25 protein-coding genes and 1 tRNA gene are annotated in these 26,319 nt (G+C 49.5%); 16 read left to right on the top strand and 10 right to left on the bottom strand.

Annotated features, from left to right (window positions below; translation table 11 throughout):
- Nucleotides 1–69 precede the first annotated feature (69 nt).
- From fabZ to P4D80_RS02125, 7 genes are all read left to right on the top strand, one after another.
- Nucleotides 70–498: a 3-hydroxyacyl-ACP dehydratase FabZ gene (fabZ, locus tag P4D80_RS02155; RefSeq protein WP_421659614.1), complete on the top strand. Its 429-nt coding sequence runs from the start codon at nt 70–72 to the stop codon at nt 496–498.
- A 90-nt stretch (nt 499–588) separates the two neighbouring features.
- A complete protein-coding gene (gene lpxA, locus P4D80_RS02150; protein ID WP_421657210.1) occupies nt 589–1,419 on the top strand; it encodes an acyl-ACP--UDP-N-acetylglucosamine O-acyltransferase in 831 nt (276 codons plus the stop codon).
- Nucleotides 1,409–2,662 carry a lipid-A-disaccharide synthase gene (gene lpxB / locus P4D80_RS02145; protein WP_421657209.1) on the top strand — a complete coding sequence of 418 codons (1,254 nt, stop codon included), beginning with the start codon at nt 1,409–1,411 and terminating at the stop codon, nt 2,660–2,662. The genes lpxA and lpxB overlap by 11 nt, the downstream gene beginning before the upstream one ends.
- 273 nt (nt 2,663–2,935) lie before the next feature.
- The gene (locus tag P4D80_RS02140) at nt 2,936–3,370 is read left to right on the top strand and encodes a hypothetical protein (protein WP_421657208.1); all 435 of its coding nucleotides are present in this window, start codon (nt 2,936–2,938) and stop codon (nt 3,368–3,370) included.
- 299 nt (nt 3,371–3,669) lie between these two features.
- Nucleotides 3,670–3,741, top strand: a tRNA-Gln gene (locus tag P4D80_RS02135).
- Nucleotides 3,742–3,943: 202 nt separating this feature from the next.
- The gene (locus tag P4D80_RS02130) at nt 3,944–6,028 is read left to right on the top strand and encodes a serine/threonine phosphatase (RefSeq protein ID WP_421657207.1); all 2,085 of its coding nucleotides are present in this window, start codon (nt 3,944–3,946) and stop codon (nt 6,026–6,028) included.
- A 6-nt stretch (nt 6,029–6,034) separates the two neighbouring features.
- A complete protein-coding gene (locus P4D80_RS02125) occupies nt 6,035–7,318 on the top strand; it encodes a protein kinase domain-containing protein (protein WP_421657206.1) in 1,284 nt (427 codons plus the stop codon).
- Here the strand turns inward: P4D80_RS02125 and P4D80_RS02120 are convergent.
- A complete protein-coding gene (locus P4D80_RS02120) occupies nt 7,315–7,539 on the bottom strand; it encodes a DUF4327 family protein (RefSeq protein WP_421657205.1) in 225 nt (74 codons plus the stop codon). The genes P4D80_RS02125 and P4D80_RS02120 overlap by 4 nt on opposite strands.
- A gap of 647 nt (nt 7,540–8,186) precedes the next feature.
- Here P4D80_RS02120 and P4D80_RS02115 point away from each other — a divergent pair.
- The 5 genes from P4D80_RS02115 (at nt 8,187) to P4D80_RS02095 (ending at nt 11,458) form a co-directional block, all read left to right on the top strand.
- Nucleotides 8,187–8,597, top strand: a complete 411-nt coding sequence (locus tag P4D80_RS02115) for a hypothetical protein (protein WP_421657204.1) — start codon at nt 8,187–8,189, stop codon at nt 8,595–8,597.
- 363 nt (nt 8,598–8,960) lie between these two features.
- Entirely contained in the window at nt 8,961–9,332 is a 372-nt protein-coding gene (locus P4D80_RS02110) for a hypothetical protein (RefSeq protein ID WP_421657203.1), read from the top strand.
- A 167-nt stretch (nt 9,333–9,499) separates the two neighbouring features.
- Nucleotides 9,500–9,691 (top strand): hypothetical protein, encoded by a 192-nt coding sequence (locus P4D80_RS02105; protein ID WP_421657202.1) that lies wholly within the window; start codon nt 9,500–9,502, stop codon nt 9,689–9,691.
- 964 nt (nt 9,692–10,655) lie between these two features.
- Nucleotides 10,656–11,069: a response regulator transcription factor gene (locus P4D80_RS02100; RefSeq protein ID WP_421657201.1), complete on the top strand. Its 414-nt coding sequence runs from the start codon at nt 10,656–10,658 to the stop codon at nt 11,067–11,069.
- A gap of 179 nt (nt 11,070–11,248) precedes the next feature.
- Complete coding sequence (locus tag P4D80_RS02095) at nt 11,249–11,458, top strand: hypothetical protein (RefSeq protein ID WP_421657200.1); 210 nt, start codon at nt 11,249–11,251, stop codon at nt 11,456–11,458.
- Nucleotides 11,459–11,605: 147 nt separating this feature from the next.
- On the opposite strand, the gene P4D80_RS02090 is transcribed toward P4D80_RS02095, so the two are convergent.
- From P4D80_RS02090 to P4D80_RS02080, 3 genes are all read right to left on the bottom strand, one after another.
- Nucleotides 11,606–11,743: a photosystem II reaction center protein K gene (locus tag P4D80_RS02090; protein WP_223047363.1), complete on the bottom strand. Its 138-nt coding sequence runs from the start codon at nt 11,741–11,743 to the stop codon at nt 11,606–11,608.
- 302 nt (nt 11,744–12,045) lie between these two features.
- Complete coding sequence (gene tgt, locus P4D80_RS02085) at nt 12,046–13,146, bottom strand: tRNA guanosine(34) transglycosylase Tgt (protein WP_421657199.1); 1,101 nt, start codon at nt 13,144–13,146, stop codon at nt 12,046–12,048.
- Between the two features lie 21 nt (nt 13,147–13,167).
- Nucleotides 13,168–13,626 (bottom strand): hypothetical protein, encoded by a 459-nt coding sequence (locus P4D80_RS02080; protein ID WP_421657198.1) that lies wholly within the window; start codon nt 13,624–13,626, stop codon nt 13,168–13,170.
- A 409-nt stretch (nt 13,627–14,035) separates the two neighbouring features.
- Here P4D80_RS02080 and cobS point away from each other — a divergent pair, with 409 nt between their 5' ends.
- On the top strand, nt 14,036–14,845 hold the full coding sequence (gene cobS, locus P4D80_RS02075; RefSeq protein WP_421657197.1) for an adenosylcobinamide-GDP ribazoletransferase: 810 nt from the start codon (nt 14,036–14,038) through the stop codon (nt 14,843–14,845).
- A 29-nt stretch (nt 14,846–14,874) separates the two neighbouring features.
- Here cobS and P4D80_RS02070 read toward each other — a convergent pair whose 3' ends face one another.
- Nucleotides 14,875–18,132, bottom strand: a complete 3,258-nt coding sequence (locus P4D80_RS02070; RefSeq protein WP_421657196.1) for a GAF domain-containing protein — start codon at nt 18,130–18,132, stop codon at nt 14,875–14,877.
- A gap of 526 nt (nt 18,133–18,658) precedes the next feature.
- Between P4D80_RS02070 and P4D80_RS02065 the strand changes: the two genes are divergently transcribed.
- Nucleotides 18,659–18,880, top strand: coding sequence for a hypothetical protein (locus tag P4D80_RS02065; protein WP_421657195.1), 222 nt, complete (start codon nt 18,659–18,661; stop codon nt 18,878–18,880).
- Nucleotides 18,881–18,936: 56 nt separating this feature from the next.
- Here the strand turns inward: P4D80_RS02065 and P4D80_RS02060 are convergent, their stop codons facing one another.
- The 3 genes from P4D80_RS02060 to P4D80_RS02050 are packed head-to-tail and all read right to left on the bottom strand — an operon-like array spanning nt 18,937 to nt 22,515.
- Nucleotides 18,937–19,998: a PstS family phosphate ABC transporter substrate-binding protein gene (locus tag P4D80_RS02060; RefSeq protein WP_421657194.1), complete on the bottom strand. Its 1,062-nt coding sequence runs from the start codon at nt 19,996–19,998 to the stop codon at nt 18,937–18,939.
- A gap of 4 nt (nt 19,999–20,002) precedes the next feature.
- Nucleotides 20,003–21,475: a protein kinase domain-containing protein gene (locus tag P4D80_RS02055; RefSeq protein ID WP_421657193.1), complete on the bottom strand. Its 1,473-nt coding sequence runs from the start codon at nt 21,473–21,475 to the stop codon at nt 20,003–20,005.
- Between the two features lie 5 nt (nt 21,476–21,480).
- A complete protein-coding gene (locus P4D80_RS02050) occupies nt 21,481–22,515 on the bottom strand; it encodes a LysR family transcriptional regulator (protein ID WP_421657192.1) in 1,035 nt (344 codons plus the stop codon).
- Between the two features lie 192 nt (nt 22,516–22,707).
- On the opposite strand from P4D80_RS02050, the gene P4D80_RS02045 reads away from it, so the two are divergent.
- Together P4D80_RS02045 and P4D80_RS02040 are read left to right on the top strand one after the other, a co-directional pair.
- A complete protein-coding gene (locus tag P4D80_RS02045; RefSeq protein ID WP_421657191.1) occupies nt 22,708–23,529 on the top strand; it encodes a hypothetical protein in 822 nt (273 codons plus the stop codon).
- Between the two features lie 246 nt (nt 23,530–23,775).
- Nucleotides 23,776–24,261: a 2Fe-2S iron-sulfur cluster-binding protein gene (locus tag P4D80_RS02040; RefSeq protein WP_421657190.1), complete on the top strand. Its 486-nt coding sequence runs from the start codon at nt 23,776–23,778 to the stop codon at nt 24,259–24,261.
- A gap of 65 nt (nt 24,262–24,326) precedes the next feature.
- Here P4D80_RS02040 and fumC read toward each other — a convergent pair whose 3' ends face one another.
- Together fumC and P4D80_RS02030 are read right to left on the bottom strand one after the other, a co-directional pair.
- A complete protein-coding gene (gene fumC / locus P4D80_RS02035) occupies nt 24,327–25,745 on the bottom strand; it encodes a class II fumarate hydratase (protein WP_421657189.1) in 1,419 nt (472 codons plus the stop codon).
- Nucleotides 25,746–25,815: 70 nt separating this feature from the next.
- Nucleotides 25,816–26,235, bottom strand: a complete 420-nt coding sequence (locus P4D80_RS02030) for a hypothetical protein (protein ID WP_421657188.1) — start codon at nt 26,233–26,235, stop codon at nt 25,816–25,818.
- Between the last annotated feature and the right edge of the window lie 84 nt (nt 26,236–26,319).

Genomic DNA, 26,319 nt, shown 5'->3' with positions numbered 1-26,319 from the left:
GTTCAAACTACCGTGGCTGGAGAAACCGGAGATGTTACATCTAGGCATTCCTCGACTACCCACAAGGCACTGATTCCAGTAGAGGAAATTCATAAACTGTTGCCCCACCGCTACCCCTTTTCCCTGGTTGACCGAATCATTGAATACGTTCCAGGCGAGCGTGCGGTCGGCATTAAAAATGTCACCTTTAATGAACCTCATTTTCAAGGACATTTCCCAGGACGCCCGATTATGCCAGGGGTGTTGATTGTTGAGGCAATGGCACAGGTCGGTGGAATTGTTTTAACCCAAATGAACGACGTGCAAGAAGGTTTATTCATGTTTGCAGGAATTGATAAAGTCCGGTTCCGTCGCCCAGTTGTTCCTGGAGATCAATTGTTGATGACGGTGGAACTGCTGTGGGTTAAAAAGCGTCGTTTTGGAAAGATGCGGGGCCGGGCTGAGGTTGATGGGCAACTGGTGGCTGAAGGCGAATTGATGTTTTCTCTGGTCGATTAGACGGAATTTTGAGTTTTGAGTTTTGAGTTCCCTGTTATAACTCAAACGACCTCATTATTCACGACTCATGATTCATAACTCAATATTCCTATGACAACCCTCATTCATCCTACGGCTGTAATCCATCCCAATGCGGAGCTGCATCCCACCGTCCAGGTGGGGGCTTATGCCGTTATTGGGCCAAAGGTGAAAGTCGGTCCAGGAACCACCATTGGGCATCATGTGATTCTGGACGGATGGACTGAGATTGGAGCCAGAAATCAAATCTTTCCGGGAGTAGCGATTGGGCTGGAACCTCAGGACCAGAAGTATGACGGTTCTGAAAGCCTGGTCAAAATTGGGGATGACAACTATATTCGGGAGTATGTCACTATCAACCGAGCGACAGGAGCCGGAGAAGCAACGGTAATCGGCAACGGTAACTGGCTGCTGGCTTACGTTCATGTTGCCCATAACTGTGTAATTGAAGACCAGGTTGTAATTACCAATGCGGCTTCACTGGCTGGTCACGTTTGGGTCGAGTCGAGGGCAAGAATTGGCGGGATGGTGGGGATTCATCAGTTTGTCCATGTGGGCCGCCTGGCAATGATTGGAGCGATGGGACGCATTGATCGGGATGTGCCACCTTATACATTGGTAGAGGGGCACCCGGCCCGCGTGCGATCGCTCAATCTGGTTGGATTAAAACGGGCAGGTTTTGCCGAAGACGGAGGGCAGGCACTCCGTTCGCTCAAAACAGCGTTTCGCATTCTCTATCGTTCTGGCTTAACTTTCAACGAAGCTTTGGAACAGCTCAATGGTTTTCTGGATAGTGAGCATGTGCAGCACCTGTACCAGTTTTTGCAACAGTCTCAAGAACCGGGACGGCGGGGAGTGATTCCTGGTAAGCGAATCAAAACTGGCGAAGAGGATGAAGCATAAACGAAGCATCTTCATCAGCACGGGGGAAGTTTCTGGCGATCTCCAGGGGGCTCTATTAATTAAGGCCCTTAAGCGGCAGGCAGAAGCAATGGCCCTCGATCTGGAAATTCTGGCCCTGGGAGGCGATCGCATGGCCGCTGCCGGAGCCACTCTCTTGGGTCATACCAGTGCGATCGGCTCTATGGGCATCCTTGAATCATTGCCTTACATGCTGCCGACCCTCAGGATTCAACGCCAGGCAAAAAAGTATTTGCAACAACACCCACCCGATCTCGTGGTGTTGCTTGATTACATGGCACCCAATATTGCCTTCTGCAATTACCTGCCCAGGCATCTGCCAGAGGTACCCATTGTTTACTATATTGCGCCCCAGGAGTGGGTCTGGTCAGTGAGTGACTACAATACCCGATGCATTATCAATGCGGTCGATCTCATCCTGGCAATTTTTCCCGAAGAGGCCAACTACTATCGTCGCCAGGGAGGCAAAGTCACCTGGGTGGGGCATCCCTTAATCGACCGGATGCAAAACCCTCCAACTCGCGAGAGTGCCCGTGCTGCCTTGAAAATTCCACCAGAACAGATAGCGGTGGTGTTGTTTCCTGCCTCACGTCAGCAGGAGTTGAAATATTTGATACCTACCATGTTTGAAGCCGCCCAACAGATCCAGGCAAAAATTCCTCAGGTTCACTTCTGGATTCCCCTGGCGCTGGAACAGTATCGCCAGTCACTCGAACAAGCTATCCAGCGCTATGGGTTAAATGCTACCTTGCTAGCCGATCCCTCCCCTCCAAGGGCAGACAGCAGAAATGAGACTTCGGTTGCCCTGCAGGCGATCGCTGCCGCCGACCTGGCCATCACCAAATCGGGTACTGTCAACCTGGAAATTGCACTCCTCAACGTTCCTCAGGTGGTTCTTTACAAACTCAACCCATTAACCGGCTGGATTGCCCACCGTCTACTCAGGTTTTCAGCTCCCTTCGTTTCCCCCACCAATTTGGTGACGATGCAACCTATCGTGAAGGAATTTTTGCAGTTTCAGGCAACTCCAGACGCGATCGCCCAGGAATCCCTGGATCTGTTGCTTAATCCGGAGCGTCGCCAGAAAATGCTGGCAGACTATCAAGAAATGCGCCAAGCACTGGGAGAAGTGGGAGCGTGCGATCGTGCCGCCCAGGAGATTTTAGGGTTCTTGAACCAGTCAGGAGAAACGAGGAAGAATGGTCGAAAATGGGAAAATGCCTAGAGTAGTAGATGGGTGGATGAGTCATGGGAAAAAACTCAGAATTCATCTACCCTCCCACTCATCCACTTTCCCCTTCCCCCCTCTCTAATTTGACCCACCTATTTATTAGTCTTATTAGTCACTTATATTAGTCACTGGTTGTTAGTTGTTAGTGAGAAGTCAGCAGCCTCATTAACGACCAACAACCAACAACTGATAACTGCCTTCACCAAACCTGTGCTATCCCGGAGGTGATGGGAATACTTAAGCTAAGGTTCAGCACTTGATAAGCGCATGTGGCGACGGCTCCAGAACATTTTCTATAGCTTGAGAACCTACGCTGACCTCAGCCCCGATATTAGAACTCGGCAGCGTGTCAATCAGTTCTTGCGAAGCCGTTCTCCCTTAAGTGCGGAGGAATGGTTTGAGAAGTTTTGGAACGATCGCAAAATTTTCAGACAGGTTGCAGACTTTGTCTATAACCGCATGCCAGATTACAGCGGCCTGGAGTTTTCCAGGATAAGACCAGAGGATCGCCTAAACGAAGATTTACAATTTCCCCTGGTCTGCTGGTTTGACTGGCAACTTTCTCTGTGTGAAGATTTTTTGCACAGTTTTGGAGTGGATTTAAGCGATCGCTTCGACCCGGAAATTCTCTCCACTGTTGAAGATCTAGTCTTCTATCTGAATCAGCAAGCCCTTTCGGTTAACCACTCTGATGGACAATAAGGGGTGTGTTAATGTAGCTAAGCCAATTAAATGAATGATAATTTCGGGGCTGGAGGGGCTGCGCCCCCACCTCCCCTCTTTACCAATTAATGATGACACCTACTTAGAGGGGTTATCATTACTGGTTGTTGGTTGTTAGTTGCTAATTAGGTGAGGAGTCAGTGATACGGTAACGAGGTGATAGGGTGAGGTTTCTTTACTCTCTCGCTTACCTATTCCCTTCTCTAATTTTAATATTGATACTCTTAAATATTGACACTCTGCCATCCAAAGCTGTTAAGATAAACAAGGTCATGCGTTGGGGCGTCGCCAAGTGGTAAGGCAGCGGATTTTGGTTCCGCCATTCCTAGGTTCGAATCCTAGCGCCCCAGTCTTCAGGAAATTTAGTGTAAGTTTGTGTAGTTTAACTATCCCCCCAACTCTGGTTGATACTGGAATGGGGTCATTTGGTTTAATGGTTTCAGTAAGAACATTCTGCTGGATTTCCAATCTGGGGTGGGAAACATTCAGAGAACCTGTACACCCAGGAGCAGTTTTGGGAATTCTGCTTAAGTAGGCTAAGGATACGCCATCATGCTTGTTTGTCCCAATTGCCAATTTGAAAATCCAAACACCAATAAATTTTGTCAAGAGTGTGGCGCTTCTTTGACTCAAAATACCTGTCCTGAATGCGATAGCCTGGTTCCATTTGACTCGGTGAGCTGTCAGGAGTGTGGCGCGATCGCAGGGGTGATTTGGTCGGCAATTGTGACAGGTAGCCTCCAGGAATCTGGAAATTCAGCTTTAGCAGGAGCAACTTCTGCCGGAAGCTCAATGGGCTTAGATTCCTACCTGGATATGCACGGGCGTTACCGGATTTTGGAATCATTTGCTTCCGGCAACGAAGGCGCTTCGGAGAAATGGCTGAAAGTTGTGGACTGCCAGCCGTTTCAACTTTCAATGCTGGAAGCCCTGACCAAGCAGGAGTTTGAAGCGGCTGCAATTGAATCTTCGATCTCGTCTCTGAGTCAAGCTGGGGAAGCTAACAATTCAGTGGCAGAACTCAAACCACTGACGCCTTCTGTCAAATCCATCACCCTTCCAGAGATTGCCCAACCTTATCTGGCACTGCAAGACAAGTATTGCCAGGCCCTTCCTGCTCTGCACGATGCCTGGCAGCAAAATGGGCAACAGATTTTACTGCTGGAAGATCGTTCTCAGTTTCCCCTGCTGACCGACCTGTGGCTGGATGAAGAACTTGCCATTCCTCAACTTCAGCTATTGCATTGGCTGTATGAAATGGTCGAGCTTTGGCCTGTCCTGGAAACCGTCCATTGTCAGCAGAGCCTGTTAGAAGTTTCAAATTTACGAGTAGACGAAGATCAGGCAATTTCGCTACAACGGCTTTATTCAGATTCAGTCAGTTCGCCACCTACCCTGCAACAGTTGGGCAAGTTCTGGCACATGTTGTTTTCCCAATCTCAACGAACTCAATTGGGTGCCATTTCACTGATGCTGGCTGACCTGGAAGCCGGTAATCTAACCACCGTTGCCGACCTGCGATCGCGGATTGAAGCGATCGCCCACGACCTCCAGGCTCCCCCCGACTCCACTATGATGCCTGACTCCGACCCCTCAGATCTCACCGATCCTTCAGAATTGCTCACCACAGCTCCCTCTTCTGAAGTAAAAGCCAACCCTGCTGCCGACATCAGCACCTCCGTTTCCTCAACTCGATTAGAAATTTCCTTAGATGAGCTAACGGACCCTAGAGAAGACGAAAGTGAAAGCGAAAGCGATGACCTGCCAACGGTCGTCTTGCCAATGCGACTGTTCAGCCTGGAGGATGCCGGTCGTACAGATATTGGCCGCCAACGGGATCACAATGAAGATTACTTTGGGATTGAAACTCAGGCAAGTCGGCTAGAAAGTCCTTCAGGCAAAACTGTACATGCCCGCAATCTTTACATTCTGTGTGATGGCATGGGGGGACATGCCGGAGGGGAAGTTGCCAGTGCCTTAGCCGTCGATACCCTACGACGCTTCTTTCAAGAAAAATGGCAAAGTTCACCATTCTCTCCAGATTCACCAGGAAAGCTACCCAGTCCCGACGTGCTGAATGAGGCAGTACAGCTTGCCAACAAGGCAATCTTCGACGTTAATCAGCAAAGTGCCCGTTCTGGCAGCGGACGTATGGGAACAACCCTAGTGATGGTACTCATTCAGGATACAGAAGCGGCGGTTGTCCATGTGGGTGATAGCCGTCTTTACCGCTACACCCGCAAGCGCGGCTTAGAGCAACTAACGGTCGATCACGAGGTGGGTCAGCGCGAAATTCAGCGGGGAGTCGATCCAGAGATTGCCTATGCCCGTCCCGATGCCTACCAGCTCACCCAGGCTTTGGGGCCGCGTGACGAGCACTTCATCAAACCTGACGTGCAGTACTTCGAACTCAACGAAGACTCACTCTTACTCTTGTGCTCAGATGGATTATCAGATAATGACCTGCTAGAGAAGCATTGCAAGTCCCATCTGGAACCCCTGTTAAGCTCCCAGACGAATCTTGACCAGGGGCTGGGTCAGTTGATTGAACTTGCAAACCAATATAATGGGCATGACAACATTACGGCGATCGCCATCCGTGCTAAAGTCCGCCCTAATTTAGATCATCTCCGCTAGGCGTTCATGGTCATTTTGACCCTACTTCACCCTCGACAGCGAACGCCTCTCAAACAATGGCAGTTTGAGAACGAGTCTCTGATTCGGATTGGTCGAGCACCTGAAAACGATGTGATTCTCGAGGACTTACTCGTTTCCCGTTCCCACCTGGAGTTGCGTCGGGTTGACTTACCCGTGTCATCGGTTCAAACCCAGACAGGATGGCATCTGGTAAACCACAGTGCCAACGGTACGTTTGTCAACGGCTACCTGATGTCCCAGGGCATTATCTCGGAAGACGCGTTAATTCAGTTAGCTCGCGGTGGCCCTCTGCTGCAACTCCAAATTTTGGAGACTTCCAACTCGTTTTTATTGGGCAAATCGTCTCAACTTCCGGTCGTTCCCGAAACCACCGCTAGCATTCCAGGTCAAAAAATCCCAGTCTGTACCCACGAAGGGAACACCCCAGAAAACCTGTTCTGCATCCATTGTGGGCAGCCTGTTAAAGTTCAACAGACCATTCGCCAGTACCAGGTGTTGCGGGTGTTGGGCCGGGGTGGCATGGGTACAACTTATCTAGTGTGGAACCCCAGTGTCACTTCGCCATCCGGGCATTTACAGGGTGGAGTGCAGGTGCTGAAGGAAATGAATGCCGATATGGCCCGGATTCCGAAGGCCCAGGAGTTGTTTGAGCGGGAGGCAAATACCCTTAAAGCCTTGAATCATCCAGGGATTCCCCGATTCTATGACTTTTTTATTGAGGATGGTAAGAAGTACCTGGTGATGGAGTTGCTGCACGGCAAGGATATGGAAAAGTGGGTACGCCACAGAGGACCCGTTGGAGAAGAGCAGGCAGTAACCTGGATGATTCAAACCTGTGAGGTGCTGGAGTACCTGCACGATCGCGAAGTCCCAATCATCCATCGCGACATCAAACCGGGCAATCTATTGGTACAGACTGTCTCGAATCGAGTTGTGGTGCTGGATTTTGGAGCGGTCAAGGCTGTGGGAATGCCTTCCAGAACCCGCATCGGCGCAGAGGGATACAGCGCTCCAGAGCAAACCCTAGGGCGACCTATGACCCAATCTGACCTGTATGCTGTCGGGGCTAGCCTAATTTACTTACTAACCGCCGATAGCCCAATTCGCTACTACAAAAAGCGGAATCAGGGTTACGGGTTTGCGCTGGAAAGAATTCCTGCCATGTCCCCAGCATTGCGGACAGTTGTAGAACGAGTGACTCAATACCGACCGAGCGATCGCTATCAGACTGCCAGAGAGCTGGCGAACGCCCTGAATAGTTGTCTTTAGTCGTCCTCGTCTTCCCAACTTTCTACAGCCAGCAATTCACTGACTGGGTCTTGCATGGTGAAATCGTAGGCAAGCAATTCCTGTTTCCAGAAAGACCAATCATCTCCGTATAGGAGGGCAATTTTCCAGATACTGTCGGTGGGTTTTAGCAGCTTTGAGTCAATGAGCTTTTGCACTTGACGCTGCAATTTAACCATTGGGTGAAGGACCTGCTGGCTCATACTGTCTTAAATGTCCTAAATTTTGCAAAAACTTCTCGAACGCTTCCTAACTATGGCTTGAAAATGCGTCTCGAAAATGTATGGATAACGGCGTCTGTGGGGGAAGCAGCTTTTCCAGGTATTGATATTAGCACACTACAAGATCGTAGCAAGGGTTTTCGCCCTAAGTTTGTTGGGAGATAACCGAACACACCCGTCTAATGTCAGGATTACCTGCTGATTAATTGTTGGTTGTTAGCATTTAGAGAGGTTTGAGGGGAGTGGTTGTGAATGAGTCATAGGGGGGTGGAGTGGGAAGGTGATCTGTACGCTATTTCGATAGCATGGCATTATAGGCTTGACTTGCTAACCCTCCTTAATTTATCCGACACTTTTTGGGGTTCAGGAGGACGCTTTAGCCGCCTTGGCTAACCAGATATAGCGGTCCTTCTTGAAATTTGAACGGGGTGCAGGGGGTTCCCCCCTGCATGGGGGCTTCGCCCCCACCCCCTTTTTCACAAACTATTTGTGAACGCTATAGATTTTGAAGGTATTGTTTTCACAGGTCTGGAGGTACTAATAGTCGTGCATTATAGGGAACTGAATCTGTCTTTTCCCACTGGAAACCCCGCACCTCTAGCTGTAATTAGGGAAATAGGGAGACATAGATGAGCACTCAAATTCAAACCCAGGCAAACAAACTCGTAAAAACCATCACCGATCCATCTACTGCTAATACCTATAAGCAGGCAGTGGCTGTAACCTGGACTATTCTCAAAGAGACGGGGTATCTGCTCTGGCTAGTTGTGTGTCTGGTTTTGGTGTTTGGTGAATGGATCTGGAAAACTGGCTACCGGACGGGCTGGAACTTTCGGGGATGGGTTAACAGCCTTAACACCGAGAAGCCGAGTGCCGATCAGGTGCTGAGTGAAACGGGTAAATCCTTACTGGAAATCGGGAAAAGTGCAGCTGCATCTGCGATCGCTGCTGCTAAAGATCAGCTAGGCATTGAAAATAAACCCGATCCCCCCACTGGTTATGAGCCCTCCTGCTGCTCCCAAGCCTGCCTCAGAATCTAGTGAAGCTGCCACCTCCCCATCCGATCCAGCTTCCACTCCCAAATCGCCTGCACCCGCAAAAGAAATTGAGGATTCGGAATAGAAATGCATTGGCCAAATTGAGAGCGATATTGCAGATGATTTTTCCTGGCCGTATTTTAATTACACCAACCGCTGAATTCAAATTCTCGGTTGGTGTTTTATTTGAAAATCTAAGTAGGTAGCCATCCTTAATTGAAAAGGGGGATGTGTGGGCTGCGGCCCTCAGGCAGGGGTTTCACACCCTCCAGCCCCAAAATTACACGACTTGGCAAATTACCAATAGAGAAAAAGCGATTAGGAGCAGTTGTACTAGGCTGAACCTGTTAGCGTACGAGGCAGCCCATGATTCCCTTTGTCGGTGTCCCTGCCACCGTTGCTCACGGTATGAGCGCCTATCGAGACGTGTTTTGTCGAACGGCCGCATTCGAGCATGTCAGTCGCTATGTCAGTGGTCTGTTGCTGAGCGAGAACAAGACCTTACCAGCGATCGCTGCCCAGCAAGTATACCCAGAGGGGCACCGTGTCAGTCGACGTGCAATGCATGCAGCGGTGTTTGAAGCGGGATGGGATAGCGAGCAGTTGATACAACGACACCGTGAAGTGGTCGGTCAACGGCATCAGGGGCGAGGGCGTGAGGTGATTAGCTTAGATTGGACACTATCGCATTACCAGAGTGGATTGAAGATCTACGGAATGAAACGCTCCTATGATTAGATCAACCACTGCATGAGTCGATTTCAAACAGTGGTCACAGCAGTTGTTGCTAATCTTCAAGCGATGGACAGTGTAGCGGTGGAGGTGCAGTTGCCCGACTTTAGCGAGGCAGAGCAAGGATACCTGAAGATGACGAGCCAAGCGAGTTACAAGCAGATGGAAAGGCCATGCAGCGATTGGTGGAGTTGCTTCATCATCACATCCACCAACGTCAGTATCGCAAGCACACCGAGATAGTCGTTGAGGTTGTGCACCAACTGAAAACCGAAGGGCACTTTCCCAAAGCGGACCATGCCTTTGACAACGGGGGGTTGACCCTGGAGTTAACGCAATTGATTGAAGCATGCGGCAAGCACTAGGTGAGCGAAATTGAGTGTTCATGTTTAGTGACGTGGAATGGCCAGTGGTGCCGAGTGGAACGGATGGACACCCAATTGTGTGAGAACCATCCAGAGAGCTTTTGCCATCTCCACGTACGCTGTTGCAACAGCGAGGTGAAGGGGGGTTAGGCGTTTATCAAGACCATGCGGCGCAAGCGCTACTAACGCAACTGTCTGGTCCTTGTTCATGAACCAGAGGACTTAGCTGCTCCCCTCGTTGTTTGCTCACCGATGCGGTGCATTGAGAAAGCGCACGGGTCATTCAAACCTGGAGTGACTGTTGGGTGTGCGAGGTCTTTCACGAGTTTTGCAGGCAAGTGACTGGCTTTGAGGCGGCTCATGTCCGCAACGAGGCATCGATCAAACGCCACGTCCGTCTAAGTTACATAGCGGTAGTCATTATGGTTAGGACGGGGTGCAGGGGTGGAACCCCTGGCTAGGGGCGAAGCCCCCACTCCCTCTCTAATTCCAATGTTCTAACGCACCTGCGTAGAGCTATACTTAGCACAGTCATTACTGTCACAGACCGCTTGTAAAGGTCAAACATCAGATTTGCCTTTGCTGGACAGCAAACCGTAGGACAACGGCTCTACTCCCTTATCCGGGAAGCGAACCAAGACCTGCTGCATCTGGTGCAAGGTCTGTTTGCCCAAGGACGAAGCTGTGAGCAAGTGCTGGAAGTCATTATGCCTAGTGAACCGCCCCTGGCATCTTTATTCTCTCAACGTAACTTTCTAGGTCTTGTATAAACTGATGGTATCGGGAGCAAATTCTTTGTAAAAGTGGTTGCTATTGTTGAAATTCTTAATCTGATGAAACACGTGTCTGCTCTGGAATGTAGAGGCGATCGCACTCCCAACCCAGCAAACCACTTCCCCTCGCCTGTCAAAGTATTACAATCAGTCTATTAGCCCTAACTGAATCTATCGTTGGGGGAGAGGGCATGGCTGAGCATAAAATTGCTGTTTTAGACGATGACCGTGCATGGAATAACGCGGTCAAACGTTTTTTTAGTAAGCACGGATTTGATGTGCAAACTTATGAAAATGCCGCTGACTTTCTGAATGAAGCCCAGAATTACGACCTGGCTCTGATTGATTTCTATCTGTCCTCCGGTTCCGAGGCAGTTAATGACTTGAATGGCTACGCCATCATTCGCCATTTGAAGAAAAATATCGAACGCTGCCCAATTTTGGTAATGGTTTCAGCGTTTGTTGATATGGAGAGTGCCCGGCTATTTCCAGAGGCAGACTTTTTCCTGGTAAAAGATATTGGGCTGGCTACCATTCTGCAGCGGGCTAAGGAACTGTTAGAAACCCGGCAACAAACCCCTGCCGTTGAACCCATTAACAACTAGTGGTTCACCAAAGGAACCTTGACCCTGTTGCCTTGAAGGTTCTAAATCTCAACCAAATGGGTGAATCTCTGCATCTCGTTTCAGATGATTATCCGGAATGGGACGGCAACTCATTGTGTCCATATTCGTCTATGAAGAAAGCTTCCGTCTTAAGACTGAGAATGAGTGGGTGAAAAGTAATGAAAAACCCTATTGAATTAGCAGACTTGAAGATTGGCGATCGCGTTCGTTTGGTTCGTGGAATGCAGAGGGGGCTTAAGGCAACCATTTCGGTAGTGAATGGGGATGGCTCCTATTGCCTTATTGGAGACTGGACGAAACACACGGGATTCGTGCGGGTGAACTACGGCCCCATTGAGCGGGACTGTTTGGAAAAGCTGGTGGATTAAAAAGCAGGTCCAGGTAGCTACCTCTATAACCAGGTAGCTACCTCTATATATAAATGAGAATTTAGAGGTTGAGTAACCAGGGCAAAAAACTAAAACAAAAGACACCCTTTGTAGGGTGCCTTTTTGAGGTGTCGGATTACCTTATTTTTATCTAAAACCAACTGCTGCTTGCCAAACAAATGCTAACAGCAAGAAAAAGACTGGAATAACGGGCATTACGTCAACAAGTGGATCAAAAACGGAGTATGCTTCAGGCAGTTTTGCTAAGAGCAACGCAGCTTCCATGGATGAATAACCTCTCCAGTACAGTTCTCAGAATTGCCATATATCGTAACATGCTGTGACCTCGCGAGATGACTGAAAAGCATGACATATTTTTTAATAAATTGGCATCTCATCTGCTGGTTTGAAAATATGAAATCAGGAGCTAGAATCCAGAATTCTTTCCCTTCCCGGCTTTTTATTTCTGATCCTTTTTTCATTCGCAATATTGGATGTGATTCATGTAGCTATAGCCACCAGGTTTAGAACGGGGTGAAGGGGTTCTACCCTTGCACCCCAACAAAACTTTCGTTTGGCTGTACTAGTTAGAGCCAATGCCCGAACTCTGCCTTGAAGGTGCCTCTCAGGATTGCACTGCGAATGTTTTGAGTAAAACGAACCAACTCTGTGATGTTGTGAATCGAAAGGAGGGTATAGCCCAGAAGTTCCTGCGATCGCAGCAGATGGCTCAGGTAAGCCCGCGTAAAGTTTTGGCATGTATAGCAGGGGCAGTCTTTGTCTAATGAGGTAAAGTCTTCCCGGAACCTGGCATTGCGCAAATTCCAGCGATCGCCCCTGACCAGGGCATTGGCATGGCGAGCTAATCGGGTTGGAATCACGCAGTCAAAGAGATCAATTCCGGCAGCGATCGCCTGCACCATTTCCCGGTAAGTCCCCACACCCATCAGATAACGAGGTTTCTCCGACGGCAAGATAGGGGCGGTTACCTTCACAATTTGCTTAATCAATTCAGCAGGTTCGCCCACGCTGACCCCTCCAATCGCATAACCAGGCAAATCCAGATCGGCCAGCATGCGCGCTGCATCTTGGCGCAGGTCGGGATACACTCCACCCTGCACAATGCCAAATAACGCCTGGTCAATCCGTTGATGGGCCACAATACAGCGCTTTAACCAGCGATAAGTGCGGTCTGTAGCTTCCATTACCTCCTCGCGATTGGCGGGGTAGGGCGGGCACTCGTCAAAGGCCATAATTACGTCTGCCCCCAGCGCATTCTGAATTTCAATCGAGCGCTCAGGCGTTAGACGAATGATTTGTCCATCCTTGGGAGAGCGGAAGGTGACACCCTCATCAGAAATTTGCCGCAGCTCACTCAGACTGAACACCTGAAACCCACCTGAATCCGTCAGAATCGGTCCATTCCAGGCCATGAAGCGGTGTAGCCCTCCCGCTCTGGCGACAATGGCTTCTCCCGGTTGCAGGTGCAGATGATAGGTATTGGCCAGCACCATTTGCGCTCCCGCTGCTCGCAACTGATCTGGAGTGACAGTCTTAACATTTGCCAGCGTTCCCACAGGCATAAAGCGGGGAGTTTCTACTGGTCCATGGGGAGTCGTGAACACGCCCGCCCGCGCGTGCGTGTCACAGCAATAAGCCTGGCACTGAAAAGAAAAGCCCGTACTCAACGTTTGCCCGCCGTGCCTCGATTAAAACGAAAAATGCTCTTCGTCATCAATCTGCACATCCCAACTGGCAGAAAGGACTTCAGCGACCACAGCTTCTAGAGCCGCAACATTGAGGCGATGAGTGGTTTGCTCCTGCAACGGATTGGAAAGGGGGATCAGGCGCAACTGGCGATCGTCCTGGATCAGGTCAAACCAGGGTTCCTCGTCCTCTGACTGCCCTAACTCCAGAAAGTCAAAGCTATAAACGTTGATGTAAAGAGCATGGTTGGCAATCAACGTTGATCGCTGGGGATCAGCAAAGACCTCAAGGACGTATCCCTCCCCTTCGTTAGTAAGGATGCCGTCTTGTGTGTGCAGGTAGTGAACACGGCTCAGGGCCGCGAGTACCCGTTGCATGTCCTGCTTGTTAACAACGGTGCCCACATCAACAATACAGGGAGCAGGCATTCGCTTGCTGCGAGGAATTGGATCGTGACTCATGGAGAGAACGCCTCTGGTCTAGAGTTGCCCGTAGCTTTAGTGAGAGGTACTTCAGCAGTCGGGCAGACGTGGACTCTAAAAATTTTGAAAATCCGAAAATCGAGATCCTTAACGAAAAGGATGGTTAAAGAGAGATGATGGGAGAAGATGGATTAAGCCAACAACAAGCATTTGTGGACTCGTTGAGTAAGACATCCCTGGTATGGATCCCACACAAGATTGTTTTAGGAATTCGTAATGTACGAAACAATTCTATCTCAAGTTTTCTAGCTGTCTCCTGATGGAATCTACTGAATTGGCCAATCAGATTTGCACACAAGGGGCACTCAAAATTGACCGTCCTTTCTAGATTATCCCGATGGGGGGCATCAAGATACGCCAACCAGGATACAGAAATCTTTAAAGTTCCATGACAGATAAAAAAATCTCGAAAGAGCGAAAGCCTGGTTCGTGGCAAAAAACAGCAATCGTGCTGCTCTATTCGCTACTAGGTGCGATCGCCTTTTACACCTGCTTTCCCATCCCCCATCACTGGCGATTAGAGTTCAGTGGTATTGCCCGCTGGATTGTGGTTGTGGGGTTGCTGATAGGCGGATTGCTGGGATTGTTGGATGAAGGATTGGCCTGGGTGGGAATGCCTCTGTTAACCCGCAGTGCCTTGATCGTGGCAGTCTGGGTTGGCGTGACTGGTGGGCTACATCTAGATGGAGCAATGGATGCAGCGGATGGGCTGGCTGTGTTGGATCCTCAGCGCCGTTTACAGGTAATGGCAGATAGCCATACGGGAGCTTTTGGAGTCATGGCAGCGGTTACGATTCTGTTGCTCAAAACGGTTGCCCTTGCTGATATGACTTCCAACCGCTGGTTGGCTTTGATGGCTGCGGCAGGGTGGGGGCGCTGGGGACAATTGGTGGCGATCGCTCGCTATCCTTACCTGAGACCGGGGGGCAAAGGCGCACTCCATAAAGCGGCCATTCGCTCGATGGGGGAAGTCGTTCCCAGTCTTTTATTGCTCTTAGGGCTGAGTGGCTTGCAACTCTACCTCCAGCCAGCAGGGTGGGTCAGCGCAATCATCATAGGGCTGGGTGGGGGCGCGATCGCGATTGCTACTGGAGCCTGGTTCAACCATCAACTCGGCGGACACACCGGTGACACCTATGGCGCAACGGTCGAATGGACAGAAGTATTGTTACTATGCGGGTTGACCATCATTCTTTGAAAACCCCTCACAACAGTTTTAACAGACCACTAGCCCCTAGCCCCTCTGCCCATCCCTCGTAAAGGCAGCGAAATGGTAAACCTTGATCCCTGATTCAGGCTCGACTCCAGAGTAATGCTACCACCATGAAGTTCTGCCAGTTTACGAGTAATGACCAACCCTAACCCTGTACCCTGATGGGTACGTGATAGGGAACTATTAATTTGAGCAAAGGGAGAAAAAAGCCGTTGCTGATCCGATTCGGCAATGCCAATGCCTGTATCCCAAACCTGGAAATGAATCTTATCAATGGGGGCAGAAGCTATGGGAGTTGTGGTCGTGTCAATGACTGGATTCATGAAGGCTGGCTGACGATAAACGGTGAGCCCGATGCTGCCCTCTGGAGTGAACTTAACAGCATTGGTCAAAAGATTTAGCAGCATTTGTTTGAGCCGTCTGGGATCGGCAACCATCCAGTCAATACCAGGATCGATATTGACCTTGACCTCTAATCCCTGGTTGACGGCCCGTTCCTGAATCAGGCTAATGACCCCTTCACACACGTCGGGAACAAAAATGGTTTGCAGATCCAGTTCCAAGCGATCGGCTTCGAGGCGAGAGAGGTCAAGGATGTCGTTAATTAAATCCAACAGGTGCTGTCCACTGGTATGGATGCGTTCCAGGTAGTCCTTTTGTTTAGGGTTGAGTTCACCAAAAAATTCTTGTAGTAGAACGTTAGAAAAACCCAGGATGGCTGTTAAAGGCGTGCGTAACTCGTGACTGGTCGTGGCAACAAATTCTTCTTTCAGTCGGGTCGTCTCTGCAAGCTGATGATTACGAATTTCTAATAATTGCCACTGGTGCTTAAACTCGGTAACATCTCGACACACCCCAATAACCCGTTGAACTGTACCTGAAGGGGATTTGATTGGAGCATAGACTGTTTCAAAGACACGAATTCCATGGGGAAGGGTGATTTCGTGATCGACAAAGACTTTTTCCCCGGTTTCAAAGGCCTGACGAATGAGCGATTCCATTGTGGCAGCGATGGGGCCTAGCAGTTCGCGGTTGGTTTTGCCAATAATGGCTGAATGGGGTAGCCCTATCAGATTACACCCAGCGGGATTGATAGAGACATACCGTAACTCTGGGTCATATTCGACAAACACATCAATGGACTTGTCTAAGAAAGAGCGGAAATATTCGGCGCTGAGGCGTTGTTCGTGTTCTTGATGGAAGAGGTGAGCCTGCCGCAGGGCGATCGCACACTGACTGGCAACCTGCTCAATTAGACTCACTTCATCGGGTTCAAACTGCCGGAGTTGGAGTTGAAATACAGTCAGCACTCCAATCAAACCCTGATTATCGATAATGGGACTCATCACCTGGGAAACGATAACGGTTTCCTCCAGAGATGGAAACGTTTTGAAACGTTGCAGGGTTGGATCGGCTAAATCAGAACTGGAAACCAGAGGAAAACTAATAATATAGGTTTTTCGTTCCAGCAGGTGTTGGATGCACTCTTCAGACCAATTATTCAAAGGAAACGATTGCCGGATCAGGGATTGCTGGGGTTTGATGGCTTCTTGAAAATACTCGTAGCGAACCTCTAGCTGATTGCTGTGGGTATCAAACAGGCTAGAAATACAACCATCAACCTCCAGCGTTTGGACTAATCCCTGAACGGCAGCTTTTAGCATCTGGTCCTCATCCAGGTCTTTGCGCAGAGCCTCAGTCAGGTTGCGGATGAGTTGTTCAAACTTGAGCGATCGCTCCAGCGATCTCGTCCTCTGGCGCACCCGCTCTTCCAGTTCATGGGTATAAATCTTTAACTGGTGTAGCAGGCGGGTTTGCTCCAGGGCGATTGCAATCTGGTTTGCAACCGCCCGGACCAGTTGCTGCTCATCTTCGGTCCAGGCTCTGGGGCCACGGCAGTGGTGAACCACCAGCAACCCCCAGAGGGTACGCTTTTGAGGTTCCAGTGCCTCATCCATGCTGACGATCGCCGTTGCAATCATCCCCCGCACCCGAAACTGAGTCAGGATTCCCTGGTAACAGTCTGCCAGACCTGCATTGTGAACATCGGCTGTACTCCAGAGCCGGCCCTGGCGGTAAGCTTCTAAATAGGTTGGGGGAATACATTCAGCAGGGAGTTTGAGCCCTAACATAACCGGGTAAGCCAGGGAAACATCCTCTGCCAGACAAACACCGCTATTGTCTGGGAAAAACTGGTAAGCCAGTACCCGATCTGTTTCTAGTGCCCGTCGCAGCCGTTCGACGGCTGCCTGCAAGATCGCTTGTAAATCGAGGGTAGAGCGGATCTGGGCAGAAATATCATTAAGTAGAATTTCACGCTCACGGCGTTGTTGAATCTCTTGCTCAGCCAGGCGGCGATCGCTTAAATCCGTGACAAACGTAAGAATGAAGCCCTCTCCGGTCTCCCCATTTTCAATCAGGGAAAGTTTAGCTTCAGTCCAAACGAATGTACCGTCACAGCAGCGGTAGCGCTTTCGGATGGTCTGGTGTCGGTGCCCCTCTTCTAGCATCTGTTGCACCACCCGCAGTTCTACTGCAAAATCTTCGGGGTGGGTAATTGAACGATTGTCCAGATGGCGCAGTTGAGCTTCGGTGTAGCCTGTCAATTTGCAGAACGCCGGGTTTGCCTGAGAGATACCTCCATCTAAACCCATGTGGAGAATCCCAATCGGAGCCTGCTGCATCAGAGGGTCTTTTGGGAGCGGTAGAGCGGGGGAAGGTAACAAGGGTGGCCGCTCTTGACTACTAATCTGAGGAAGGCGTAGCAGGTGCGTCCAAAACTGCTGCAGGGCAGTGGTTTGCTCCCCGGTTTGCAAGGTTGAAGTAATCCCGATCAATTCTTCAACTGGAATGTTTGAATTTTGCAACAGATGGGCGATCGCTTGCGAGTCAAATGTGAGTGAAATCTTCCAACGTTCAGCGCTTTGATGAGCCTCAGAATTCAAATGGGTTTCAGAATTTAAACGAGTGGTTTCAACCAATTCGGAGTTATCCAGACCGGCTTCTGGCTCAACCTGAACCCAGACATTGAGACTATTGCTTAGAACTAGCAAATTGGCTGCCGATGGTTTATCCACCACTATCTGCCATGTCTTTGAAGCGCTAGAAGGGAGCATGGCGGATTGCTGAAAATGAGAATGCTGCCAGAGGTGGTGTAATTTCTGATAGAGCAAGCGATCACTACCCCAGGCAAACACAGTTGAATAGCAGCTATTTACACCAACTGCTTGGTTCAACGCTTGAAACAGTGGCCCCAACTCTGACCAAGCCATGCGCAAGACGACCTGACTTGGCAATATAAAATGACTCATCATTATTAAAAATGCTTTATCCTATGTAAATAAAATCAACAAACAAACTGTTAGTTAGTCTGCTGCAGAAAGAGTGATCACAATGGAATGCATGGATGTTTGACTAAAATGAATTAGCTAAAACGAAAGGTCGAATGGTCATGTATTTTTCACAGGGGCGACGAATTCGACAAATTTAGGGAAAATTTATAGGAAATTAATGACGGAACTCAGCAAAACTCTCGAAGATTCGCTGTTCTGCTTTTGAGCAATCCAAGCTCTGGTAGGCTTTCCTATTGTGCCTTTCCACCTTCAGAGAGCATGAGTGGTGTGTAAAACTTTATATCTTCCTGACCCCTAATTTATAAAAAGTTTTTTTACATTTCCGTTTTTTAGCGGATAAAAGCTTGCAGGAAAATTTCTAGATTCACAAGAAATAGGAGGAAAATTTTAAAAAATAATTAAGGATAAACGAAGTTCCTAGAAATGAAATAACAGAGTTATTACAATGCCTGTCATTGAAGCATCTAGACTGGCCCACGATAAAGGCTGCGTCCTAAAGGTCATCTTTACGGATGACACTTCAATTTACTGGATTGAAAACAGCCACTTCATTAGCAAACCCTTCGGCTGCCTCGACGATTTAGTCACGTTCCTCAAGCAATCGCCTGTTATGTGTTCGCCAGAACAGAAGAGTTGTGAATTCTGTGTTGTCTGTGGTCGTAGATAGTTTATCCATTCGAACGTAAAACTCAGGACTCTACCAGCCTATGGGTCAACCATTGCTTATCGAACTTTAACGAATCCAGCTTTTGCGATCGCCTCCTGCCCCTGGCCTGTCAGCAGCAAGTTAGCATAGGCTTCTCCTGCCTGTTCCTCAACACGCCCATTCTGTTTTATAACTACATACAAGTTGCGGGTCAAAGGATATTGCCCGCTTTGAAATCCCACTAGATTTAATTGATTCCGCTGACTGGGGCACTGCGCAGGAGCAATCAGGGGTTCCTGATAGGGGGGCACCCATTCCCCTGGACGACGACCCATGGGTAAAGGCTTCACAGTACACTGCGGCACCACCTCTGTAGCTGAAGCAAAGTAGATCCCACCAGGGCTTTTTGCCAGTTCCCGCAAAGCATCTGTCGTCGTAGAAACAGTTCGAACGGTTTTCCCAAAAGGACTCCCCCGCAAAACATCCTCAACAAAAAGTTCAACCGTGCCTCCAGCCGTCACCGGGCGCGTAAATGGTTTGATGAGTAAATTAGGTCCCCCTACTTCCTGCCAGTTGGTGACCTGACTGGTGTAAATGGCTCTCAGTTGATCGAGCGTTAAACCTGGAATGTTCAGGCTGAGGTTGACAGCCACTGCCAGACCATCGATCGCGACCGGAACTTGCTTCAGCTTATAGCCCCGCTGCTCAGCTTGCTGAAACTCGGAGTCCAAAATCGGACGGGAGGATTGGGCAAAAGCTAGCTGATCTCGAATTAGCATTCGGATCCCTGTCCCTGAACCAGGCGCACTGCCAACCGGCTCAACATAACGCAGGCGAAATTCTGGGCGAGCCGCCTGGAGTTCTGAATCTGCCACTAGACGAATGGGAGCCCAGGACGTACTGCCACCATAGTTAAACACACCAGATGGCACATTTTGAACCTCCGAAAATAGGTTGTAGCCTGTTTGAGTAAACTGACTGCCCGTCTGTTTATTGGAATTGGGGGAAGTATTGGTGGGTTGGAGGTTAATCAAGTTCACTCTCAATTTCTGGGTCAGCCACCAGAAGCCCACTCCCACCAACGTTGCCGTAACCAGAAATGCCCCAATCAAAGCCGTTATGTCGTTTTTCTGAGTCATGGGCTTAAAGAAATGTTGAGAGCAATTTGTAAATCAAGCGGAACAGAGTTGTGATAGTAACTGCCAGCAAACCTGCTAATACTGCTATAAACAACACCACCAGGAGAGGGGTTTCCACATTAGCCAGGAGTAAAACCCCATGCAGTTTTGGAATAAACAACACCGTTGCCAGGGTTCCGATCGCAAGAAGCAGCAAATCAACTCGCTCAATCACCCGGCGCGACTGAAGCAGCACCAGTCCCAGCAGCAGCAGCACCCAGAAACCCGCCGAAACCAAAGAGGTGCCTAACAAGCTCACAAGGGCGATTGCCAGCAATCCCCCTTCAAATCCCGTAAACGCTGCTCCACCTAAAAGTTCTATTGTCGAAAAGGGGGGCACTGTAGGGCGTTGCCTGACTGGCTTTGCCTGTGGTGTGGCAGGGGGTTGATTGACTGAAGGCTGGGGCAACACAGTGGGTGAAGCGGGTGCTGGAGTAGACGGTACAGCCTTTGCTTTGGATTGGGCAACCCGAGAACTGGCCGGAGACGGCGATCGCTTCAGCGCTTCCAATACCTCAACTGCCGAATGAAATCGTTGACTGGGCGAAGGCAGTAGCATCCGATCCAGCACATCAGCCAGCGGATCAGCAATCTGAGGGGCATAAATCCGCCATTTCCAGATGTTGCTATACGAATCGTATAGTTCATTGGGCTCCTTTCCGGTCAGCAGCATGATGCAGGTGACTGCCAAAGCGTAGAGATCAGTTGAAGGATAAACCTCGCTCCCCGAAACCTGTTCCGGCGGCGCAAACCCCTTGGAATAAATGCCGGTAGATTTGGATCCGGTGCTGCCTTTGGTGGCCTGCTTGACTGCACCAAAATCCAGCAAATAAAGCTGCCCATTACGATGACGCATGATGTTGGAAGGCTTAATATCGCGGTGAATAAAGCCATTCTCATGGACAAACTTCAGAACCGGCAGAATAGCCTGTAACAGCTCCATCACGTCCTGGCCAGAGAACACTCCCTTGTGAGCCAGCTCCTCTTCCATCGTTTGCCCATCAATATACTCCTGGGCCAGATAAAAAAACTGATCCTGCTTTCCTGGTTGTTGACTGGGAACTATCAGCTCAAAAAAAGCATAGGAATCAGGAATCTGGGGATGGGCATTGCCCAATTCCTCCAAAGCTTTGCCTTCCCGCTCAAATAATTCCTGTGCCATCTGAAGTTGCCCGGGGCTCAGGTTGCCCGCAGGTTGAAATTGCTTTATTACACACTGACGCAGGTTAGAAGTGTGGCGATCGCGGGCCAGAAACGCCGCTCCAAACCCACCCTGCCCCAGTAGCTTGAGCGGCAAATAGTGGCCAGCCAGGATAAGCGGCATTCCACAGGTAATACAGTACTTCTGCGGCACCGTTCTTAGAATCGCTAGATCGTCCAAGTCAGCAAAATGGTTAACAGGTCTGAGGCAACCCGGACGAGTGCAATAGAGCTCCATAGAAGTCACTCAATTTCTGGCATTACCAAACGATGATTCCCTGGATTAGGGGCAACGGGCTTTGGCGTCTCAATATGATTTGTATGATTTGTAGGCTCGTACCGCTGTGATTCAGTAGTGTAAGAAGCAAACTTCGGCAGAATGTCCCGGCAAAATGCTTCAGCGGCTTTTGAGCGATAGCGATTCGGGTTAATGATGACCGACAGCATTCGCTTTACGACCACATCATCAATCTTTGCCCGGTGCAAAATCCCCATTTGCAGCTCTTTCTCAATCGCCGTGGTGGAAACAAAAGCCGCTCCTAACCCTGCCTGCACAGCATTTTTGATTGCCTCAATCGAATTCAGTTCCATTTCAATCCGCAGGCGGCGGGTTTCAATACCACACCGAGCCAGCACCTGGTCAATCACTTTGCGAATGGTGGATTGGGAATCGAGAGCGATGAACTGAAGCTTGTACAGGTCATCTTTCTGAACGGTCTCTACTTTCGCCAGGGGATGGAAGACTGGCAGAATCAATGCTAGTTCATCTTCGGCATAGGGAATAATCTCTAAAGAGTCCTGTAGTTCAGGAGAAACTTCACCTCCAATAATAGCTAAGTCGATCTGTCCGTTGGCGACACTCCAGGAGGTCCGTCGAGTGGAGTGAACGTGCAGTTGTACAGCGACATCAGGGTACTTCTGACGAAACAAGCCAATCATTCGAGGTAGCAGGTAAGTTCCTGTCGTCTGACTAGCTCCAATAATGAGGGTGCCACCCTGGAGGTTTTGCAGATCTTCGATCGCCCGACAGGTTTCTTGACAGAGGGTTAGTATTTTTTCCCCATAGTTGAGGAGAAGATGCCCCGCTTCTGTCAACTGTGCCCGCCGGCCTCCGCGGTCGAACAGAGGTACATCTAGCTGGCGCTCCAGGTTTTGTACCTGCAAGCTGACGGCAGGCTGTGAAACGTACAGACTATCCGCAGCACGTTTGAAGCTCCCCTCGGCAGCGATCGCCTTGAGAATTCTTAACTGATCCAGAGTAAAAGGAAGGTCTGACATACTGCTAAAGCTGAAAGATGTAAGGAGCCGAAGCGTAAAACCTGCTGAGGGGGGCTAGACTTGAGAATTAAATTGTTTATGGAAATTTGGAGTGGTTAAGACAAAAAACGTAACATAACAAACATAACAACTGATTAAATCCTCAGCGATACTTTGTGACATGTATTGTATTGAAACGTAAATTAAAGAACTATGAAACGGGAGGTTATCCGGGACTTTTTGAATTTACCAGGAATTGCGGGGATTGCCTTAATGGATGGGCGGTCTCGCCCTTATTTTTGTGGGGTAGATCAAACCCTCAACTTTCAGCAGAAGGAAGCATTGGCCCAAGGTATTCTACGAGTCGTGGAAACCATTCCTGAGGGATTTGAGACATTCGATTTTCAATTTACGGGATATCAGGTTCATATCTATAGACTAGAACATGGAATCATCTTGCTGGTTTTAACCCGAAATGATCTCACCTATTCAGACTATCTAAAAACTATTAAAAACCTAAAAGCAGTCCTCAAAGAAGACATTACCAATGCGATCGCAACTTTCCGGCTAGTCGCAGGAAACGTCACTCTCCCCGGCACAAGTTACCGCAAAGCCAGAACGGCCAGTCTCCCTGCCCCAACTATCCCCCAATCAGAGCCCACCCCACCCCCTGCCCCCCATCCCCCCTCCAGCAGTACAACCTTAAACGACCTCCTCACCGCTCTCAACCACTTTAGTAAATTCACAACCCAATACCTTGGCACCCAAGTCATTGCCAACTATTGGAAATCTACTCGCCCACAGAATGAGTGGCTGAGCCACTTCCAGATTGATCGCTCCGCCCAATTTACCTTCTCAGGGCTTTCTGCCCAGGAGCAGCAAAAACCCATCAATCCTCAAGAGCAAAAGTACATTCAGGAATGGGTTGCTATATTTACCAAACGCTGCTCTCAGGTCATCCGAGACTTTCCTAACATCGTTGAGCAGAAAGCACTTAATGACGAGCAGAAAGCCCTCCTGCTTAAAAAGGAGTAGCAACAGCAGCCCGTAACAAGTTGCTTCATAAAGCTGCTAGAACACCACGAACTCTGGGCAATCTCGATATTAAAAATATAGCTATAGCTACCAGGCTTCGAACGGAGTGCAGGGGATGAACCCTTGGTAGGACCTCTTCGTCCCCCTTCAACCCAGTATCCTCAACAGCCTAGTGCCAGCTATATTAGCGAGTGAATTTCTCTCTCCCCGCCCACACTTCCTACTTTTCCCTATTAGGAGAAACGAATGGCTAAAACCGTTAGATTAGAGCCGATCGCTCAAGAAACCTCAGTTGAAACGAACGGCAACCTTCTATCCGTTCTGATTAATAAAGACCTGGATGTGTTGAAAGAGTGTGGCGGCAGGGGAATGTGCGCCACCTGCCACGTGTATGTGCAAGAAGGCATGGAAGCCCTTTCACCCATTAATCGACGAGAGCAACGCACCCTGGAAGTGATCACCTCCTGTAAACCAAATTCTCGCCTTGCCTGCCAGGCCCGAGTTCTCAAGAACGGGGTGGTGGTTGAACTGCCACCGGGTATGTATATCAACTCGCTGAAGGATATTGAGGCATTGATTGGCCGTCGAGCCGAACAAGACCTCCTGCACCCCCTGACAGGTCAAGTTCTGGTGGAGGCTGGTAAGTTAATCACCCGCTCCACTTTAAAGCAAATCGAAGACACAACCAGTTTTAGCATTGGTGCCTACTTCTCCCAGTCTAGTGATGTTTAGAGCGTGGGAAGGTAGCTCCACAGGCTGCGGCGAATGCCTGTGATTCCGCGCTGGTCTGCTGCCCCTTACCCTCTCTCACCGACCATATTTTCTGGCCTCACCCAGGCATCAAACTGTTCTGCTGTGACGTAACCCAATTTGAGTGCTGCTTCCCGCAGGCTGATGTCGTCGTGGTAGGCAAGGAGGGCGATTTTAGCAGCTTTTTCGTAGCCGATGTAGGGGTTGAGGGCCGTGACCAGCATCAGCGAATTGTCCAGGTTTTGTTTGATGCGTTTTTCATTCGGTTCAATGCCTCTGGCACAGTGATCATTGAAAGATTGGCAAGCATCGCAAAGTAATGCGATCGATTCCAAAACATTGTGTAGGATGACTGGCTTGTAGACATTGAGTTGAAAGTTGCCCTGGGACCCAGCAAAGGCTACCGCAGCGTCATTCCCAAATACCTGAACGACAACCATGGTTAGAGCTTCACTCTGGGTGGGGTTGATTTTCCCTGGCATGATGGAAGAACCAGGTTCATTTTCCGGAATTTTGATTTCTCCAATGCCTGCCCTTGGGCCGCAGGCATACCAGCGCACATCATTGGCAATTTTCATCAATGCTCCAGCCAGGGTGCGGATAGCGGCACTGACATTCACCATGGCATCGTGGGCAGAGAGGGCAGCAAATTTGTTGGGAGCAGAAATAAAGGGCTTTCCGGTTTCTTCGGCAATTTTGCGGGTGGTGAGTTCTCCAAACTGGGCAGGGGCATTTAATCCCGTACCGACTGCTGTGCCCCCGATCGCCAGCTCATAAATTCCCGGCAGCGTACTACGAACCATTGCAAGGGTTTGGTCAATCTGAGCCACCCAACCTGAAATGACCTGCCCCAGAGTGATTGGAGTGGCATCCTGCAAATGTGTTCTGCCAACCATAATGACATCGGCATAGGCTTTTGATTTTGCATCCAGGACATTGCGCAAATCAGTGATAATGGGAATCAATCTATTCTCCAGTTGTTCAACAGTCGCAATGTGCATTGCCGTTGGAAAGGTGTCATTGGATGATTGACTGCGGTTGACATCATCATTTGGATGAATGGGTTGCTTTGACCCCACTACCCCCCCTGCCAGTTGAATAGCACGATTCGAGATCACCTCGTTTGCATTCATGTTGGTTTGCGTTCCCGAACCCGTTTGAAACACAACCAGGGGAAACTCGCTGTCCCACTTGCCCGCGATCACTTCATCAGCCGCCTGTACAATCAGGTTGACTTTTTCGGGAGGCAACTGACCCAGTTCACCGTTGGCGATCGCTGCACACTTTTTCAAGATTCCCAACGCACGAATTACAGGCCGTCCCCAGCCAAAACGTTCAGTTCCAATCGCAAAATGCAAGAGCGATCGCTGGGTTTGTGCTCCCCACAGGCGATCATTGGGAACTTCCACCGGCCCCATGCTATCAGTTTCGATCCGGACTTCCGCTATTGGTTCACGGGTTGACATTGGAGGCGATTGTCTAATGGTTGCTGCCCCATCCTAACCTGTACATCTACCCATCCACTCCCATCCAGCTTCACTTTTTCCCTTCAACTGGCTGGATAAACTTTGTATTTGCCCGTACCAGACAAATCTGCTCCTTTGTACCTACGTTCACCTTAAGCCAGGGTTTATTACGTGAGTCAAACATCAGCGCAAACCCTGCTGGGAAAGTATTAGAGGTTAAAACGGTCGCTTTCTTGAAACGTCGGACGACAGGCCACTGGTCAATCGTTGCAGGGGGTAGTTTGGCGGCAGGATCGTACCAGTTGGCGGGCATGGCAGGAGACCAACGACAATTGACCCCACGGGGATCGGGGTCAACAACGACCCAAAATCGATGCCCCGTGCGAACAACATAATCCCCACTGGCATTAGGTTTGGGTAAACTACTGGCGGCAACGGCAAGGGCAGGAATTAGAGAAAGAGCGAGAACAGGGAGTAATTTCTGTAACATGGAGAATGATTTTTCCGCGAATCCGGTGAGTATATCCTGGTAATTTATTCTGAAATACTTTGCTACTGTTCTGCTTGAACAACA

The sequence above is a fragment of the Leptothermofonsia sp. ETS-13 genome (genome assembly GCF_049200465.1).
Taxonomy (GTDB): domain Bacteria; phylum Cyanobacteriota; class Cyanobacteriia; order Leptolyngbyales; family Leptolyngbyaceae; genus Leptothermofonsia.
Note: the sequence above shows the minus strand (reverse complement) of the source record. Positions and strands in the feature narration are given on the sequence as shown.

Excerpts from the sequence above, each read along its gene's own strand:
- cobS (WP_421657197.1), top strand. The coding sequence starts at position 14,036 with ATGACAGATAAAAAAATCTCGAAAGAGCGAAAGCCTGGTTCGTGGCAA.
- P4D80_RS02090 (WP_223047363.1), bottom strand. The coding sequence starts at position 11,743 with ATGGAAGCTGCGTTGCTCTTAGCAAAACTGCCTGAAGCATACTCCGTT.
- P4D80_RS02045 (WP_421657191.1), top strand. The coding sequence starts at position 22,708 with ATGAAACGGGAGGTTATCCGGGACTTTTTGAATTTACCAGGAATTGCG.
- P4D80_RS02055 (WP_421657193.1), bottom strand. The coding sequence starts at position 21,475 with ATGGAGCTCTATTGCACTCGTCCGGGTTGCCTCAGACCTGTTAACCAT.
- P4D80_RS02070 (WP_421657196.1), bottom strand. The coding sequence starts at position 18,132 with ATGGCTTGGTCAGAGTTGGGGCCACTGTTTCAAGCGTTGAACCAAGCA.
- P4D80_RS02125 (WP_421657206.1), top strand. The coding sequence starts at position 6,035 with ATGGTCATTTTGACCCTACTTCACCCTCGACAGCGAACGCCTCTCAAA.
- P4D80_RS02100 (WP_421657201.1), top strand. The coding sequence starts at position 10,656 with ATGGCTGAGCATAAAATTGCTGTTTTAGACGATGACCGTGCATGGAAT.
- P4D80_RS02110 (WP_421657203.1), top strand. The coding sequence starts at position 8,961 with ATGATTCCCTTTGTCGGTGTCCCTGCCACCGTTGCTCACGGTATGAGC.
- P4D80_RS02140 (WP_421657208.1), top strand. The coding sequence starts at position 2,936 with ATGTGGCGACGGCTCCAGAACATTTTCTATAGCTTGAGAACCTACGCT.
- P4D80_RS02120 (WP_421657205.1), bottom strand. The coding sequence starts at position 7,539 with ATGAGCCAGCAGGTCCTTCACCCAATGGTTAAATTGCAGCGTCAAGTG.
- fumC (WP_421657189.1), bottom strand. The coding sequence starts at position 25,745 with ATGTCAACCCGTGAACCAATAGCGGAAGTCCGGATCGAAACTGATAGC.
- lpxA (WP_421657210.1), top strand. The coding sequence starts at position 589 with ATGACAACCCTCATTCATCCTACGGCTGTAATCCATCCCAATGCGGAG.
- P4D80_RS02080 (WP_421657198.1), bottom strand. The coding sequence starts at position 13,626 with ATGAGTCACGATCCAATTCCTCGCAGCAAGCGAATGCCTGCTCCCTGT.
- P4D80_RS02065 (WP_421657195.1), top strand. The coding sequence starts at position 18,659 with ATGCCTGTCATTGAAGCATCTAGACTGGCCCACGATAAAGGCTGCGTC.
- P4D80_RS02030 (WP_421657188.1), bottom strand. The coding sequence starts at position 26,235 with ATGTTACAGAAATTACTCCCTGTTCTCGCTCTTTCTCTAATTCCTGCC.
- P4D80_RS02095 (WP_421657200.1), top strand. The coding sequence starts at position 11,249 with ATGAAAAACCCTATTGAATTAGCAGACTTGAAGATTGGCGATCGCGTT.
- P4D80_RS02115 (WP_421657204.1), top strand. The coding sequence starts at position 8,187 with ATGAGCACTCAAATTCAAACCCAGGCAAACAAACTCGTAAAAACCATC.
- P4D80_RS02060 (WP_421657194.1), bottom strand. The coding sequence starts at position 19,998 with ATGACTCAGAAAAACGACATAACGGCTTTGATTGGGGCATTTCTGGTT.
- P4D80_RS02050 (WP_421657192.1), bottom strand. The coding sequence starts at position 22,515 with ATGTCAGACCTTCCTTTTACTCTGGATCAGTTAAGAATTCTCAAGGCG.
- P4D80_RS02130 (WP_421657207.1), top strand. The coding sequence starts at position 3,944 with ATGCTTGTTTGTCCCAATTGCCAATTTGAAAATCCAAACACCAATAAA.
- lpxB (WP_421657209.1), top strand. The coding sequence starts at position 1,409 with ATGAAGCATAAACGAAGCATCTTCATCAGCACGGGGGAAGTTTCTGGC.
- P4D80_RS02105 (WP_421657202.1), top strand. The coding sequence starts at position 9,500 with ATGCAGCGATTGGTGGAGTTGCTTCATCATCACATCCACCAACGTCAG.
- P4D80_RS02040 (WP_421657190.1), top strand. The coding sequence starts at position 23,776 with ATGGCTAAAACCGTTAGATTAGAGCCGATCGCTCAAGAAACCTCAGTT.